Source organism: Bradyrhizobium sp. 190 (assembly GCF_023073415.1).
Taxonomy (GTDB): Bacteria; Pseudomonadota; Alphaproteobacteria; order Rhizobiales; family Xanthobacteraceae; genus Bradyrhizobium.
Genome location: NZ_JADPJL010000047.1, coordinates 229816 through 244814, shown reverse-complemented (window position 1 = coordinate 244814; position 14999 = coordinate 229816). Strand labels below are relative to the sequence as shown.

Here is a 14999-nt window from a genome sequence, read left to right as displayed (position 1 = left end):
GACAACGCGTCCCCCAAGAGCAGCACGTCATGGCCGCTTACGGTCTCTACACGCATATCGCATCGAACAAGTTTCGTTCGATGCTGATGCTCGCGGGCCTGTTTCTGCTGATCTACGTGCTGGTGTTTGCCGGCGCGCTGGTCGCCGAAGCGCTGATGCATAGCGGTAAATCGGTCGACTATTACCTGACGCGCGCATCGCGCGATCTGATTGCGGCCTTCCCCTACGCGACAATCATCGCCGCGCTGTGGATCGTGATCGCCTATTTCTTCCACCAGAACATGATCGACGCTGTAACGGGCGGCGAGAGCGTGACGCGGCAGCAGCAGCCGCGGCTCTATAATCTGCTGGAAAATCTCTGCATCTCGCGCGGCATCCCGATGCCGAAGCTGAAGGTGATGGACAGCCCAGCGCTGAACGCATTCGCAAGCGGCCTCAACCAGCGGCAATACGCCGTTACGGTGACGTCGGGGCTTCTGGAGGCGCTCAACGACCAGGAAATCGAGGCCGTGCTCGGCCACGAGCTGACACACATCCGCAACGGTGACGTGCAGTTGATGGTGATCGCGGTCATCATCGCCGGCGTGGTCGGATTCTTCGGCGAACTGTTCTTTCGCATGTTCACCAACCTGTCGTGGAATTCCAGCGGCAGCGGCGGCTCGTCCTCATCTTCAGCCTCGTCATCATCGTCCGACCGTGACAGCAAGGGGGCCGGCGGCGCTATCATCGCTGTTATCATCGCGGTGGTGCTGATCCTGCTGGCATGGCTGTTGTCGCAAGTCGTCAAGCTCGCGCTATCGCGGTCGCGCGAGTTGCTGGCCGACGCCGGCTCGGTCGAACTGACCAAGAATCCCGATGCCATGATCATGGCGCTGCGCAAGATCGAGAACCGCGGCGAGCTCCCCGGCGCAACGTCCGCGGTCATGGAGCTCTGCGTCGACAATCCGCGCGAGGGATTTGCCGACCTGTTCGCGACCCATCCGTCGGTCGATAAGCGCGTCAAGGCGCTGGTGCAGTTTGCCGGCGGTCATGACCCCGGCCCGCTCGCCCTGCCGTCGGATACGGCGGACGAATCCGATGAGCCGGAGGAATCGGCCGCCGGGCAAATCCAACCGCCGGTTCCCCGCGACCCGTGGAACGATGCCAGCGAGCCTGCCAGCGAGCCTGCCGGCGTTCCCGGCAAGCGCCCCGGCCCCTCAGAGGGCCCTTGGGGCCCTCACCGCTGAGGAGCCGTCCCGTCGTTGCCCCGGATTAACGAATTCCGTTATGAATAACGGCGATGGCCGTCCAAGGAATTGAATTATCCCTTGTTTCTGCCATGTTCGCGCCCAAAGCAGGGAATGGGACTGCCGGCCGCTCCCGCGGTCGGAACTGCTCTTCAAGGGAATTCCATGGCAAAGCCAGTCGTGATTGTGGTGGGCGCGGATAAGGGCGGGGTCGGCAAGACGACCGTATCCCGGACGCTTCTGGACTATTTCAGTGCCAACAACGTGCCGACCCGGGCATTCGACACCGAATCGCCGCGCGGCACCCTGAAGCGCTTCCACCCCGACATCACCGAGATCGTCGATATGACGACAACCTCGGACCAGATGAAAATCTTCGATACGCTGAACGCGGCCAGCCCCTCGGTCACCGTGATCGACGTCCGCGCCGGATTGCTCTCCCCGGCGCTGGCCTCGCTGCGCGACATCGGCTTTCTCGATGCGGCGAAGGCGGGACAGATCACCTTTTCCGTGTTCCATATACTGGGCCCCTCGATCGCCTCGCTGGACGAAATCGCCGAGACCGCGAATTTTATGCAAGGGGCCAAATATTACCTGGTGAAGAACTTCATCAACGACACCCAGTTTTTCCAGTGGGACCAGGCGACCTACAATTCCTATTTCCACCGCATCAAGGACGCCACCGAACTTACGATCCCCAAGCTCAACGAAATGGCCTATGAGCAGGTCGAGGTTTCCTCGGTGCCGTTCCTCAAATTCGTCGCCAACAAGGGTAAGGACGACGAAGCCGCGAACTATTCGTTCGTGCTGCGCGGCTATGTCCGGCACTGGCTCGCCAATGTCTGGAGCGAGTTCGACCGCATTAAGTTGACCGATCTGGTCGGCGCCAAGCCTGGCGTGCGCGGCGGTGAAAAATAGTCGCGCACCTGCCGCGATGGGGGCTGGAATAGCCGAAAAATTCCTTTGATATAGCGGGTGATGAACCCCACGCCCGTCTACATCATTTGCTCGCCCCGACCGCTGGTCGGCAAGACGCTACTTGCGCGGCTCCTGAGCGAGTTCCTGCTGCTGAAAGACGGCGCAGTATCTTCCTTCGACATCAACCTGAAGGAACCGTCGCTGCTCGAATATCTGCCGCGCCTGACCGAGACGGCCGACGTCATGGACACCTATGGCAAGATGCAGCTCATGGACCGCCTGATCGTCGATGACGGTGTCGCCAAGGTGGTCGACCTCGGCTTTCATGCGTTCGACGAGTTCTTCAAGATGACCAACGAGATCGGTTTCCTGAAAGAAGCCGCGCGGCGCAGCGTCGCGCCGATCATCCTGTTCGTGGCCGATACCGATCGCGTTTCCGCGCGCGCCTATCCGACATTACGGGAGCAGATCCCGCTGAAGACACTGATTACGATCGACAATGAGTATGTGGTGCGTGGCGAACTGCCCGAGGACATGGGGCTGGGGCGGGTGCTACGAATATCGGCCCTGCCCTCGTTCCTGAAGACTTATGTCAACCGGCTGACCTTCTCTTTCACCGACTACCTGCGCAACGAGAGGGACTCGTCGACCGAGCTGCACCAGTGGATCCGCAGGAATTACACCAGCTTTCGGGAGCTTGAGTTCAGCCTGCTCCCGCAGCGATCGTGAGTCGTCGCGACGAGTGCCACGTCATAATATTACCCGGGTAATATTGACGTAACCTGCCTTGTCTGGTATCGCCTCCGCCTGACCTAACTGGCGAGACCAACCCTATGACATCAGACAGAAAGGCGGCGATCACTGCCTACAAGGAGCGGAAAACCTTCGCAGGGGTCTTCGTCATCCGCTGCAAGGCCTCGCCCCAGGCATGGGTCGGCCAGACGCCCAATCTGGAGAAGATCCAGAACCGGATCTGGTTCACGCTGCGCCAGGGCAGCCACACCTGCCGCACCCTGCAGGCGGCATGGACCGCGCATGGGCCTGACAGCCTGATGTTCGAGGAATGCGAACGGATGGAAGAAGAAACATCCTACATCCGCGATGCGCTGCTGAAGGAGCGCGCGCTGCATTGGCGGAAGGAGTTGGCCGCAGAGGCGGTGTAGTGATCCATCACCGGCGCGCTGCTCACCCTCCCCTGGAGGGGGAGGGTCGGCTCACATGGAGCGCAGCGTAATGTGAGACGGGGTGGGGTGATCTCTCAACACGGGCACTGTCGAATGTGGAAAGACCGTCACCCCACCTCGGTTCGCATTGCATGCGAACCGATCCTCCCCCTCCAGGGGAGGATGAAAGCGTGGCCCGCATGTCGCTGCACACATGTGGGTACGAAAACTCAATGCCCCTCGAACGCCATCAGCGTGCGTACCGGCACGTCCATCGCGCGCAGCTTGTCGGCGCCGCCCAAATCCGGCAGGTCGATGATGAAACAGGCGGCGACCACGTTCGCGCCAATCTGGCGCAGCAGTTTCACCGCGCCTTCGGCGGTGCCGCCGGTGGCGATGAGATCATCGACCAGGATGACGCGCTCGCCGGGTTGAATCGCATCGACATGCATCTCCATTTCATCGAGGCCGTATTCCAGCGAATACGCGATCCGCACGGTGGTGTGCGGCAGCTTGCCTTTCTTGCGGATCGGCACGAAGCCGGCGGAGACCTGATGCGCCACCGCGCCGCCGATAATGAATCCCCTCGCCTCGATGCCGGCGACCTTGTCGATCTTCAATCCCGCCCAGGGCTGCACCAGTTCATCGACCGCGCGGCGGAAGGCGCGCGCATCCGCCAACAGGGTCGTGATGTCACGGAACAGGATGCCCTTCTTCGGGTAATCCGGAATGGTGCGGACGGTGGCCTTGAGGTCATGATCGAATGTCATCGGTATCTCGCAATCCTCAATTGACTGGCACGTTCAGACGAAAGGCATTTTCGACGATACGCAGCCCCACCTCGCCGCCGAGCGACATCAGCGATTCCGGGTGAAACTGTACGCCGCCGACCGGCAAGGTCTTGTGTTCGATCGCCATCGCAACGCCGTCCTCGGTGGTCGCGGTGACCTCGAGAACTTCCGGCACGCTGTCGCGTTCGACATAGAGCGAATGATAGCGGCCTATCACGATTTCATTGGGCAGGTTGTGCATCAGCCGTCCGCCGCGCACCTGAACCCGCGACGGCCGTCCATGCGCGGGGTGGGTGAGCTGGCCGAGTTGGCCGCCGAAATACTCACCGATCGCCTGCACGCCGAGACAGACGCCGAAGATCGGCAGTTTCCGGTCGAGCGCCGTGCCAATGGTTTTCGAAATCCCGAAATCCTCTGGCCGGCCCGGACCGGGCGACAGTACCAGCAGATCCCAGTTCTTCTTCAGCATCTCCTGGGCATGCACATGCCGGACCACCGTGACGCTGGCGCCAACCTGACGGAAATAATCCGCCAGCATGTGCACAAAACTGTCGTCGTGATCGATCAGCAGCACCTTCCGGCCGGAGCCAGTAGCATCGGGCGCAAACGCCGACAGCGGTTTTGGCGCATCGCCGCGCAGCGCCTGGAACAGCGCCGCCGCCTTGACCTGGCATTCACGGTCTTCCGCCGCAGGATCGGAATCGAACAGGCAGGTGGCGCCGACGCGCACTTCGGCCAGACCGTCCTTCATGCGAATGGTGCGGATGGTGAGCCCGGTATTGATACTGCCGTCGAAATTCACAGCACCAATCGCGCCGGCATACCAGCGCCGTGACGAGCGCTCATTGTCCTCGACGAACTGCATCGCCCACAATTTCGGCGCCCCGGTCACGGTGACTGCCCAGGCATGGGTCAGGAAGGCATCGAGCGCATCGAAGCCCGGACGCAGCATGCCTTCGACATGATCGACGGTATGGAACAGCTTCGAATAGGTCTCGATCTGCCGCCGCGCCAGAACCTTGATGGTGCCGGGCACGCAAACGCGCGCCTTGTCGTTACGGTCGACGTCGGTGCACATGTTGAGTTCGAACTCGTCTTTTTCCGAGTTCAGCAACTGTCTGATCTGCTCGGCATCGCCGATCGCATCGACGCCGCGCGCAATAGTCCCTGAGATCGGGCAGGTCTCGACCCGGCGACCGTCGGAGCGGACGAACATTTCCGGCGAGGCCGACACCAGAAACTCGCCGTCGCCGAGATTCATCAGCGCGCCGTAGGGCGACGGGTTGATACGACAAAGCCGCTGGAACACTTCGGCCGGCGAACGCTCGCAGGGCTCGGCGAACAATTGCCCCGGCACCGCCTCGAACAGGTCACCGCGCGCGAATGCTGCGCGCGCGACCTCGACGGTGGCCTGATATTCGCCGGGCGCGTGATCGGCAAATCCCTGCCGCGGCGTCCTGGCGTAAACGCTCTCGGCGGTGTCGCGCGGCAGACCCTTGGTGGATTTTCCTTTCCAGGAAAAATCGTAGCTCAACACGACACCGCGGCCGGTGGCGCGGTCATAGGCCAGCAGGCGATCCGGCACATACAGCACGATGTCGCGCTGGTCGCTCTCCCGCGCCCGCTTTTGCACGAGGTCCTCGATCTGGAATACGAGGTCGTAGGCGAACGCGCCGAACAGGCCGAGCAGCGGGTCGTCATTGGCTGACAAGGCGGCGACGAGATCGCGCACCAGCGACATCACGCTGGCGCGGCGGGTGCGCTGGTCTTCCTCGACCGGCGCCACGCCGCGGATGATGTGGCCAGCCAGACGGGTCGGACTCTTTTCAGAAATGACCACGCAGGGCTCGTGCAGCACGTCGCCGAGAAATGCGATCAGCACCTCACCGCGCGCATTCAACGCCGAAAGCGAAAAGTCAGAGCCAGCCGTTTCCAGCACCAGCGGCGGATCGGCAAAGCCGAGGTCGAAACTCTCATAGCGGCCCGGCACCGTGGTGCCGGAGGACAGCACCACACCGCGGCGGCGATCGAGCAGCTCGATCAGGTCGTCAAGGCGCTTGGCGTTGCCGGTGAACTGCTCGACGGCACGCGAAATCGCGAGGCCGCCGCTGGTCCGGTATTCGCTGTGCTCCGGCAGGGAGAAGGCTGTCCTGTTCATGTGATCCTCTTACGAAACTTCGGGAGGGAGCGCCACACAGGACAAACGAAGGGACCGTCGCACTGCGATGGCGACCTTCGACGATTGAAAAAATGAAATCGCACCGGCCACCTCTTTAAGAGGTGCGCCACCAAAGACGAGATGGGCTGATAACGGTGTTCATGGGAGCCTAATCACATCCGCCGCTGACGATGTCAAGAGAGGGGCCGGCCGGGACGCCCCGCCCCCGGGCCCATCCCGGGGTGTCGGAAAGCGGAAAACTTGCGTAGGATTTGAGCAAGCAGCGGCGCTTTCTGGCGCGCAAAGATTGCAAACGAGGGAGGCAGGCGATGGCATTGCTGGGTCTGGGATATGCCGGTTTCGGATCTGATAACCTCGAGGACTGGCGGCAGTTCGGGACCGGCCTGGTCGGGCTGCAGGCGGTCGAACGCGGCAATTCGCTGCTGGCGTTCCGGATGGACGACCGCAAGCAGCGCATCGTGATCGACCGCGCGATGGGCGAAGGCACGCGCTTCTTCGGCTGGGAAGTCGCCGACGCGGCGGCGCTGGACGCACTCGCAGTCCGCCTGGAAAAATCCGGCGTGAATGTCACGGCCGAGCCGCAGACGCTGGCCGATGCCCGGCGCGTCCGCAGCCTGATTTCATTTCGTGATCCCGCTGGCAATCGCCTGGAAGCCTTTTACGACCCCGAGATCGACGATACGCCCTTTACGCCGGGACGATCAATTTCGGGATTCCGCACCGGCCCGCTCGGGCTCGGGCATGCCGTGCTGACGGTCGAGAATATCGAGCCGGTCATGGCATTCTATGTCGACGTGCTCGGCTTCGGCCTCTCCGACTACATCTCAAAACCGTTCCGCGCCTATTTCTTCCACGTCAACGCGCGGCATCACAGCCTCGCCCTGATCGAGACCGGAAGGAACGGCATGCATCACCTGATGGTGGAGCTGTTCTCGCTCGACGACGTCGGCCAGTGCTACGACATCGCGCTGACGCAACAGGACCGTGTCGGCGTCACGCTCGGCCGGCACACCAACGATTTCATGACCTCGTTCTACGCCAAGACGCCGTCGTCCTTCATGATCGAATGCGGCTGGGGCGGCCGCGAGATCGATCCCGCGACGTGGCAGCCGGTCGAGATGCATGACGGCCCGAGCCTGTGGGGCCACGAACGCGTCTGGCTGCCGCCCGAAGACCGCGAGGTCGCGCGCGAGATGCGCCTGCGCGCCGCAGCTTCGGGCTTGCGCGCCCCGGTGCAGGTGATGGAGGGCAATTACAAGCTGATGTCGGGAACGTGCGCGTGGTGGGACGGGGTGCGCGGGGAGAATTAGACGGTCGGAAGGTCGCCCAACTACCTCTGTCGTCCCTGCCTAGTGCGCAATTGCGCATCAGGCGCAGGGACCCATAACCACAGGGAGTTGTCGTTGCGCGAAGTCGTCGAACAGCATTTCTCAAAACGATAGGCCGCGGCGTATGGGTCCCTGCGTTCGCAGGGACGACAGTGAGTTTGCGGCGCTACTCCCGGTAACACCCCTGCTCGATCTCTTCGATCAGTCCCCGCGCGTTCGGCTTCCAGCCAAGCTGCGCTGCTCGCTTCGCCCGCACCCTGCTGTTCGATGCCATCGTATCCTCTGTCGTGCCCTCACCCCATTCGGCGGCCGCTTCTGCCATCGACATCGCTGTGGGCGGCCCTGCAAAGCCCAGCATGCGGTTGATGGTCTCGCAGGCTTCGCGCATCGAATGCTCGCCGTTCTCGGCGAAATAGAACGCTCCCGCCGGCGCCTTTTCGATCGCAAGCGCGTAGAGCGTCACGAGATCGTCGATATGCACGTTCGACCAGATGTTCTCGCCAGGTCCGGCGTGCGCCGCGTTGCCGCGCTTTTTTGCCAGCCTGATCAGTAACGGCACCTGCACGCTGTCAGGCCCGGCGCCAAGCCCAACGCCGTAGATCAGGCTCGGGCAGATGATGACCGGCCGGCAGCCCTTGTCGCGGTGTGAGAGGATGAACTCGTTCAACGCGACCCGCGCCACGCGTGCCGGCGAGGGCGTGACCGGCGCATCTTCGTCGAAGATTGCGTCCGAACGTTCACCCTTGGCGCGCGTGCCGACAATGCTTGATCCTGACGTGTGGATGAACGGCTTGCCGCTTCCGGCGAGCGCGCCAAGCAGGCTTTCGACCGCGCCCTTGTGATCGGCGCTCGCCGCATTGACGACGATGTCGGCGGCCTGCGCCGCCCGCGCCAGAATTTGCCCGTCGTCGAGCGTTCCCAGCACGGGCTGGATGCCCCGCGCGCGAACTGCGTCGGCCTTCTCAGGCGAGCGGACCAATCCGGTCACTTGATGTCCAGCGGCGATGAGATGCGCCGCAACTGATCCGCCGATATAGCCCGACGCGCCCGTGCAAAAGATTTTCATCTCAGAACCTCAAGCGAGTCGTTGCCGAACTCGGCGATAGCTGGCGCATCCGACGGGCAGCTCACCCGAGATGCTTCTTGAAAAAGTCCGTCGCCCTTCCCCAAGCCAGTTCCGCAGCCTGACGGTCATGCACCGATTCCCGCTGCTCGTTAACGAAGGCGTGCTCGGCGTCATAGCGGAACAATTCGAGCGACTTGCCGGCGGCCTTCATGCCCTGCTCAAAGGCATCGACCACCTGCGGCGTGCACCAGTCGTCCTTGTTGGCGAAATGCGCCTGCAGCGGAATCTTCACATCCGCAGGCTTTGCCGCCTGCTCCGGCGGAATGCCGTAGAACACCACGCCGGCCGCAAGCTCGGGAATTTTGGTGGCGCCGATGATGGTCACCGCGCCGCCGAGGCAGAAGCCGGTCAGCCCGACCTTGGCGCCGTTGCGCGACAGATACTGCGCGGCGCCGCGCACGGTCTGGGTAGTGGCGTCCATGAAATCCAGCGAGTTCATCTCTTTGCCGGCCGCATCCGTGTCGTGATACGGCACCACCGTGCCCTTGTAGAGATCCGGTGCCAGCGCATCGAAGCCCGCCACCGCGAACCGATCGCACAGGCCCTTGATCTGGTCCTGCAGGCCCCACCATTCCTGGATCACGACCACGCCCGGCGCGTTGCCGCGCGCGGCATTGGCGAGATAGCCGCTGGCATCCTTGCCGTCCGGCCGTTTGAAAGTGATGCTGGTACCCATGGGTTCCTCCGCGCTGATTTCTGGATGATTGACCGGCATTTTGTCCGCAGTGCGTTCCGGAAGCAATCGCTTGATCCGCGCCTAGAGCATTATCGGTTCTGATTGAATCAGAACCGAAGCTCTAGATTCTTGTTTTGACGCGTTTTCTTCACGCGAACCGGTACCCACTTCTCTCGAAAACGCTATGGTCGGGTCAGGGCAACAAAAAAGCCCCCGCAGGGGCTTTTTCCGAAATCGCGTGCACCTTGATCAGTGGGCGTTGGCCCAGACCTTCTTCTTGGTGAAGTACAGAAGCACGGTGAGCAGGATCAGGAACACGAACACCTGCAGGCCGAGCGCCTTGCGCGCTTCCATGTGCGGCTCCGCAGCCCACATCAGGAACGTGGTGACATCCTTCGAGTATTGGGCAACCGTTGCCGGCGAGCCGTCGCTATAGGTGACCTGGCCGTCGTTCAGCGGCTTCGGCATCTTGATGGCGTGGCCGGGGAAATACCTGTTGTAGTAAGAGCCCTCGGGCAGCGTGAAACCGGCCGGCGGCTTGTCCTCATAGCCCTGCATCAGAGCCACCAGGTAGTCCGGGCCCTGCTCCTGATACTGGGTGAAGAAGTCGATCAGGAACTGCGGAAAGCCGCGGCCGTAGGAACGCGCCTTGGTGATCAGCGACAGGTCGGGCGGAAAGGCGCCGCCATTGGCCACGCGAGCCGCCTGCTCGTTCGGGAACGGCGACGGGAAATAATCGGCAGGCCGGCCCGGCCGCTCGAACATCTCGCCCTGATCGTTCGGGCCGTCCTTGACCTTGTATTCGGAGGCGAACGCCGCGGCCTGGGCCACCGAATAACCGGGACCGCCGGATTCGGCGAGGTTTCGGAATGCGACGAAGGACAGGCCGTGGCAGGAAGCGCAAACTTCCTTGTAGACCTGCAGGCCGCGCTGCAATGCGCCGCGATCGAACGTGCCGAAGGGGCCTGAAAACGACCACTTCTGCGCCGGCGGTTTGGGTGCACCTTCGGCAGCGCGGGCGCTCTCTGCGCCGCCCAACAGCAAGCCGCCGGCAACCATCAGGGCAACCACGCTCGACACCATCGGGACCGCCTTGCCGCCCGACTTCGCGAGCACGTCGTCGGCGATCGAGTTAGGCACCGGACGTGGCTTCTCGATCCGGGAGAGCAGTGGCAACAGGATCAGGAAGTAGGCGAAGTAGGCGATGGTCAGGATGCGGCCCACGATGACGTAGATGCCTTCCGGCGGCTGGGCGCCGAGATAGCCGAGCCCGATGCAGACCACGACGAACATCCAGAAGAACTGCTTGGCCAGCGGGCGGTACTTCGACGAACGCGTTTTCGCGCTGTCGAGCCAGGGCAGGAATGCCAGGATGATGATCGCGCCGAACATTGCAACGACGCCGGCGAGCTTGTTCGGAATCGAGCGCAGGATGGCGTAGAACGGCAGATAGTACCATTCCGGCACGATATGCGCAGGCGTTACAGCGGGATTGGCCGGAATGTAGTTCTCGGCGTCGCCGAGATAGTTCGGCATGTAGAAGATGAACCACGCGAAGAACAGCAGGAAGCAGGAAACCCCGAACATGTCCTTGATGGTCGCGTAAGGCGTGAACGCTACCGTGTCCTTTTCAGTCTTCGGCTCGACGCCGGCCGGATTGTTCTGGCCCGCGACATGCAGCGCCCAGATGTGCAGCACGACCACGCCCGCGATCACGAATGGCAGCAGGTAGTGCAGCGAGAAGAAGCGGTTCAGCGTCGGATTGCCGACGGCATAGCCGCCCCACAGCAGCGTCACGATGCTCTCGCCAAAATAGGGCACGGCCGAGAACAGGTTGGTGATGACGGTGGCGCCCCAGAAGCTCATCTGGCCCCACGGCAGCACGTAGCCCATGAAGCCGGTCGCCATCATCAGGAGGTAGATGATGACGCCGAGGATCCACAGCACCTCACGCGGCTCCTTGTACGACCCGTAATAGAGGCCGCGGAACATGTGGATGTAGACGGCGAAGAAGAACATCGACGCGCCGCAGGCATGGACGTTGCGCAGCAGCCAGCCGTAATTGACGTCGCGGACGATGAGCTCGACGGACTTGAACGCGAGATCGGCATGCGGCGTGTAGTGCATCGCCAGGATCACGCCGGTCAGGATCTGCACGCCCAGCATCAGCGAAAGGATGGCGCCGAAGGTCCACCAATAGTTCAGGTTACGCGGCGTCGGATACGCCACGAACGAGGAGTGCATGAGTCCCATGATCGGGAGGCGCCGTTCGATCCACTTCAAGGCGGGATTGGTCGGCTGGAAATCGGATGGTCCGCTCATTGATGCGATCCTGAGGAAGTAAAACGACGCGACGGGTTAAGGGGTCTCGGACTGGCGTCCGAGCCCTTAGCCGATCTGGATTTTGGTGTCGGAGACGAAGGTGTAGGGCGGCACCGGCAGGTTGGTCGGCGCGGGTCCCTGACGGATGCGGCCCGAGGTGTCGTAGACCGAACCGTGGCAGGGGCAGAAGAAGCCGTCGTAGGCGCCCTCATGGGCGATCGGGATACAGCCGAGATGGGTGCAGATGCCGATCACGACCAGCCACTGGTCATGGCCCGGCTTGACGCGCGACTCGTCGCTCTGCGGATCCGGCAGGCTCGCGACCGGCACCTTGCGGGCCTCGTCGATCTGCTTCTTGGTCCGGTGGCTGATGTAGATCGGCTTGCCGCGCCAGAACACCTTGATGTCCTGTCCTTCGGCGATCGGGGTCAGGTCGACCTCAATCGGCGCACCGGCCGCAATCGTCGCGGCATCCGGGTTCATCTGGGCAACCAGCGGCCAGACCGTGGCAGCCGCGCCTACGGCGGCGACGGCTCCCGTTGCAACGTAAAGGAAATCACGGCGTGTCGGATGGTCCGCCGAAGACGCTGTCGTCACGATTCCAAGCCCTTTCTTAATCTGCAGCCAGCGGAACCGCCCCGGGGCACGCTGAAAGCGCGACCGGAAGAGGCTGCCGGCGCCCGCGGCCCCCGCGGCGGCAGAAAAACCGCTATTCCTCCCCCAAACCGGCGGAACAAGCAGTCCAGAATCGTTCTATTGGCACCCTTGCCGTAAGAGCGCAAGCCCGCTATCGGCTCGCAAGCGTGCAATGCACTAAATCCGCGCCCGACCGTGATTTATTCAATACATTCACCCACGCTGCCGAAGCCTCGACACCATGCAGATTGCGCTTTTCCAGCCCGATATTCCCCAGAACACGGGAACGATTCTGCGCCTGTGCGCATGCCTGGGCGCGGCTGCCCACATCATCGAGCCGGCCGGCTTTCCGATCTCGGACCGGCATTTCCGCCGGGCGGGCATGGACTATCTCGACCACGTCGCCCTTACGCGCCATGACTCATGGTCAAAATTCCAGCAATGGCGTAACGAAGCCGGGTCCCGGCTGGTGCTGTTTACGACCAAGGGAGCCAGTTCCTATCTGGATTTCAGCTACCGGCGGGACGATGTGCTGCTATTCGGGCGGGAATCCGCGGGGGTTACCGATGAGGTCGCATCCGCTGCCGATGCGCGGCTGGTGATCCCGATCAGGCCCAGCCTGCGCTCACTCAATGTGGCCATGGCGGCGGCCATGGCATTGGGCGAGGCGCTGCGGCAAACGGATCACCCGACTGCGGGCGAGATCGGCTCCAGGGAGAAAGTGTGAGCTACGCGGTCAAAGAGATATTCCTGACCTTGCAGGGCGAAGGCGCGCATGCCGGCCGCGCGGCGGTGTTTTGCCGTTTTTCCGGCTGCAACCTCTGGAGCGGCCGCGAACAGGACCGCGCCAGCGCCACCTGCACGTTCTGCGATACCGACTTTGTCGGCACCGACGGCACGCTGGGCGGCCGCTACGCTACGGCGGACGAACTGGCCGATACCATCGCCGGGCAATGGACCGGCGAGAATACCAACCGCTATGTGGTCCTGACCGGCGGCGAGCCGCTACTGCAGGTCGATACCCCCTTCATCGATGCGCTGCATGCGCGCGGCTTCGCCGTCGGTATCGAGACCAACGGGACGATCGAACCGCCCGACGGGATGGACTGGGTCTGCGTCAGCCCGAAAGCCGGCGCCGGGCTCGTGGTGCGCCGCGGCCACGAATTGAAGCTGGTCTATCCGCAGGAAGGCGCCGCGCCGGAAGATTTTGCGGGGCTCGATTTCGAACGTTTTTCGCTGCAGCCGATGGATGGACCCGACGTGATCGAAAACACCGCGCGCACGGTCGACTACTGCCTGCGCCATCCGCAATGGCGGCTCAGTCTGCAGACACACAAGACACTCGGCATCAGATAGGAACCAGATTTTCAAGATGTGGGAACTGACGAAATCATTTCGCTTCGAAGCCGCGCATTCGTTGAAGGGGACGACGTTTGGCGCCGACAGCGAGGAAATTCACGGCCACTCGTTTCGCGCCGAGGTGAGCGTGCGCGGCACGCCCGATCCGGCCACCGGCATGGTGGTGGATCTCGGCCTGCTCGAACGCAGCATGGAAGAAGTCCGCAAGACGCTCGACCACAAGCTCCTGAACAAGGTTGAGGCGCTGGGAGCACCGACGCTGGAAAATATCTCGCGCTACATCTTCGAACGGGTCCAGCACGCCGGCAAGATCACCCGCGTCAGCGTTCATCGCGACAGTTGCAGCGAGAGCTGCACCTATTTCGGACCACAGGGCTGAACACCGATGGACATGTCTGTCATCGAGCATCGCAAGACGCGCGCGAGGGGCTGGTTCGAAGCCTTGCGCAACGACATCTGCGCGGCCTTCGAGCGGCTGGAAGACGATGCGCCGGCTTCACTCTATCCCGGCGACGCCGGACGCTTCGTACGCACGCCCTGGGATCGCACCGACCACACCGGCAAGCCCGGCGGCGGCGGCGTGATGTCGATGCTGCGCGGGCGGCTATTCGAGAAGGTCGGCGTGCATTGTTCCACCGTGCACGGCGAGTTCGCGCCCGAATTCCGTGCACAGATTCCGGGCGCGGCCGACGATCCCCGGTTCTGGGCGTCAGGCATTTCGCTGATCGCGCACCTGCGCAATCCGCACGTGCCCGCGGTGCATATGAACACCCGCTTCGTCGTCACTACCAAGGCGTGGTTCGGCGGCGGGGCTGACCTGACGCCGGTGCTGGATCGGCGGCGCACCCAGGAGGACCCGGACACGCTGGCCTTCCATCAGGCGATGAAGCAAGCCTGCGGGGAATCGAACAATGTGGCCGACTACGACAAATACAAAAAATGGTGCGACGAATATTTCTACTTGCCGCATCGCAAGGAAGCGCGCGGCATCGGCGGCATCTTCTACGACTGGCATGACTCAGGCGACTGGGATGCCGACCTCGTCTTCACGCAGGACGTCGGCCGCGCCTTCCTGAAAATCTATCCCGAACTCGTCCGGCGCAATTTCGCCCTGCCCTGGAATGCCGCCGACCGCGAGGAGCAGTTGATCCGGCGCGGACGCTACGTCGAGTTCAACCTGCTGTATGACCGCGGAACAATCTTCGGGCTGAAAACCGGCGGCAATGTGGATTCTATTCTCTCGTCGATGCCGCCGGAGGTAAAGTGGCCATGATT

At 62.7% G+C, this 14999-nt stretch carries 15 protein-coding genes; 9 read left to right on the top strand and 6 right to left on the bottom strand.

The features are described from left to right. Nucleotides 1-29: 29 nt before the first annotated feature. The 4 genes from IVB22_RS25540 (at nucleotide 30) to IVB22_RS25525 (ending at nucleotide 3307) form a co-directional block, all read left to right on the top strand. Complete coding sequence (locus IVB22_RS25540; protein ID WP_247520009.1) at nucleotides 30-1226, top strand: M48 family metallopeptidase; 1197 nt, start codon at nucleotides 30-32, stop codon at nucleotides 1224-1226. A 165-nt stretch (nucleotides 1227-1391) separates the two neighbouring features. Beyond that, on the top strand, nucleotides 1392-2144 hold the full coding sequence (locus tag IVB22_RS25535) for a hypothetical protein (RefSeq protein WP_247520008.1): 753 nt from the start codon (nucleotides 1392-1394) through the stop codon (nucleotides 2142-2144). Nucleotides 2145-2204: 60 nt separating this feature from the next. Beyond that, on the top strand, nucleotides 2205-2873 hold the full coding sequence (locus IVB22_RS25530) for a hypothetical protein (protein ID WP_247520007.1): 669 nt from the start codon (nucleotides 2205-2207) through the stop codon (nucleotides 2871-2873). 104 nt (nucleotides 2874-2977) lie between these two features. Beyond that, nucleotides 2978-3307: a GIY-YIG nuclease family protein gene (locus tag IVB22_RS25525; RefSeq protein WP_247520006.1), complete on the top strand. Its 330-nt coding sequence runs from the start codon at nucleotides 2978-2980 to the stop codon at nucleotides 3305-3307. A 230-nt stretch (nucleotides 3308-3537) separates the two neighbouring features. On the opposite strand, the gene IVB22_RS25520 is transcribed toward IVB22_RS25525, so the two are convergent. Together IVB22_RS25520 and IVB22_RS25515 are read right to left on the bottom strand one after the other, a co-directional pair. Continuing rightward, nucleotides 3538-4077 carry an adenine phosphoribosyltransferase gene (locus IVB22_RS25520; RefSeq protein ID WP_247520005.1) on the bottom strand — a complete coding sequence of 180 codons (540 nt, stop codon included), beginning with the start codon at nucleotides 4075-4077 and terminating at the stop codon, nucleotides 3538-3540. Nucleotides 4078-4093: 16 nt separating this feature from the next. Continuing rightward, entirely contained in the window at nucleotides 4094-6256 is a 2163-nt protein-coding gene (locus IVB22_RS25515; RefSeq protein ID WP_247520004.1) for an anthranilate synthase component I, read from the bottom strand. Nucleotides 6257-6585: 329 nt separating this feature from the next. On the opposite strand from IVB22_RS25515, the gene IVB22_RS25510 reads away from it, so the two are divergent. Further along, nucleotides 6586-7587, top strand: coding sequence for a VOC family protein (locus tag IVB22_RS25510; protein ID WP_247520003.1), 1002 nt, complete (start codon nucleotides 6586-6588; stop codon nucleotides 7585-7587). Between the two features lie 184 nt (nucleotides 7588-7771). Here the strand turns inward: IVB22_RS25510 and IVB22_RS25505 are convergent, their stop codons facing one another. The 4 genes from IVB22_RS25505 to petA form a co-directional block, all read right to left on the bottom strand. Beyond that, complete coding sequence (locus tag IVB22_RS25505) at nucleotides 7772-8671, bottom strand: NAD-dependent epimerase/dehydratase family protein (RefSeq protein WP_247520002.1); 900 nt, start codon at nucleotides 8669-8671, stop codon at nucleotides 7772-7774. A gap of 61 nt (nucleotides 8672-8732) precedes the next feature. Beyond that, nucleotides 8733-9407 (bottom strand): dienelactone hydrolase family protein, encoded by a 675-nt coding sequence (locus tag IVB22_RS25500; RefSeq protein ID WP_247520001.1) that lies wholly within the window; start codon nucleotides 9405-9407, stop codon nucleotides 8733-8735. 249 nt (nucleotides 9408-9656) lie between these two features. Next, a complete protein-coding gene (locus IVB22_RS25495) occupies nucleotides 9657-11729 on the bottom strand; it encodes a cytochrome c1 (RefSeq protein ID WP_247520000.1) in 2073 nt (690 codons plus the stop codon). A gap of 66 nt (nucleotides 11730-11795) precedes the next feature. Then, on the bottom strand, nucleotides 11796-12326 hold the full coding sequence (gene petA, locus IVB22_RS25490; protein ID WP_247519999.1) for a ubiquinol-cytochrome c reductase iron-sulfur subunit: 531 nt from the start codon (nucleotides 12324-12326) through the stop codon (nucleotides 11796-11798). A 280-nt stretch (nucleotides 12327-12606) separates the two neighbouring features. Between petA and IVB22_RS25485 the strand changes: the two genes are divergently transcribed. The 4 genes from IVB22_RS25485 to hemF are packed head-to-tail and all read left to right on the top strand — an operon-like array spanning nucleotide 12607 to nucleotide 14997. Beyond that, nucleotides 12607-13092 carry a tRNA (cytidine(34)-2'-O)-methyltransferase gene (locus IVB22_RS25485; RefSeq protein WP_247519998.1) on the top strand — a complete coding sequence of 162 codons (486 nt, stop codon included), beginning with the start codon at nucleotides 12607-12609 and terminating at the stop codon, nucleotides 13090-13092. Continuing rightward, on the top strand, nucleotides 13089-13721 hold the full coding sequence (gene queE, locus IVB22_RS25480; RefSeq protein ID WP_247519997.1) for a 7-carboxy-7-deazaguanine synthase: 633 nt from the start codon (nucleotides 13089-13091) through the stop codon (nucleotides 13719-13721). Before IVB22_RS25485 ends, queE begins: the two co-directional genes overlap by 4 nt. 16 nt (nucleotides 13722-13737) lie before the next feature. Continuing rightward, complete coding sequence (locus IVB22_RS25475; RefSeq protein ID WP_247519996.1) at nucleotides 13738-14103, top strand: 6-carboxytetrahydropterin synthase; 366 nt, start codon at nucleotides 13738-13740, stop codon at nucleotides 14101-14103. Nucleotides 14104-14109: 6 nt separating this feature from the next. Continuing rightward, nucleotides 14110-14997, top strand: coding sequence for an oxygen-dependent coproporphyrinogen oxidase (gene hemF, locus IVB22_RS25470; protein ID WP_247519995.1), 888 nt, complete (start codon nucleotides 14110-14112; stop codon nucleotides 14995-14997). The last annotated feature ends 2 nt before the right edge of the window (nucleotides 14998-14999 follow it).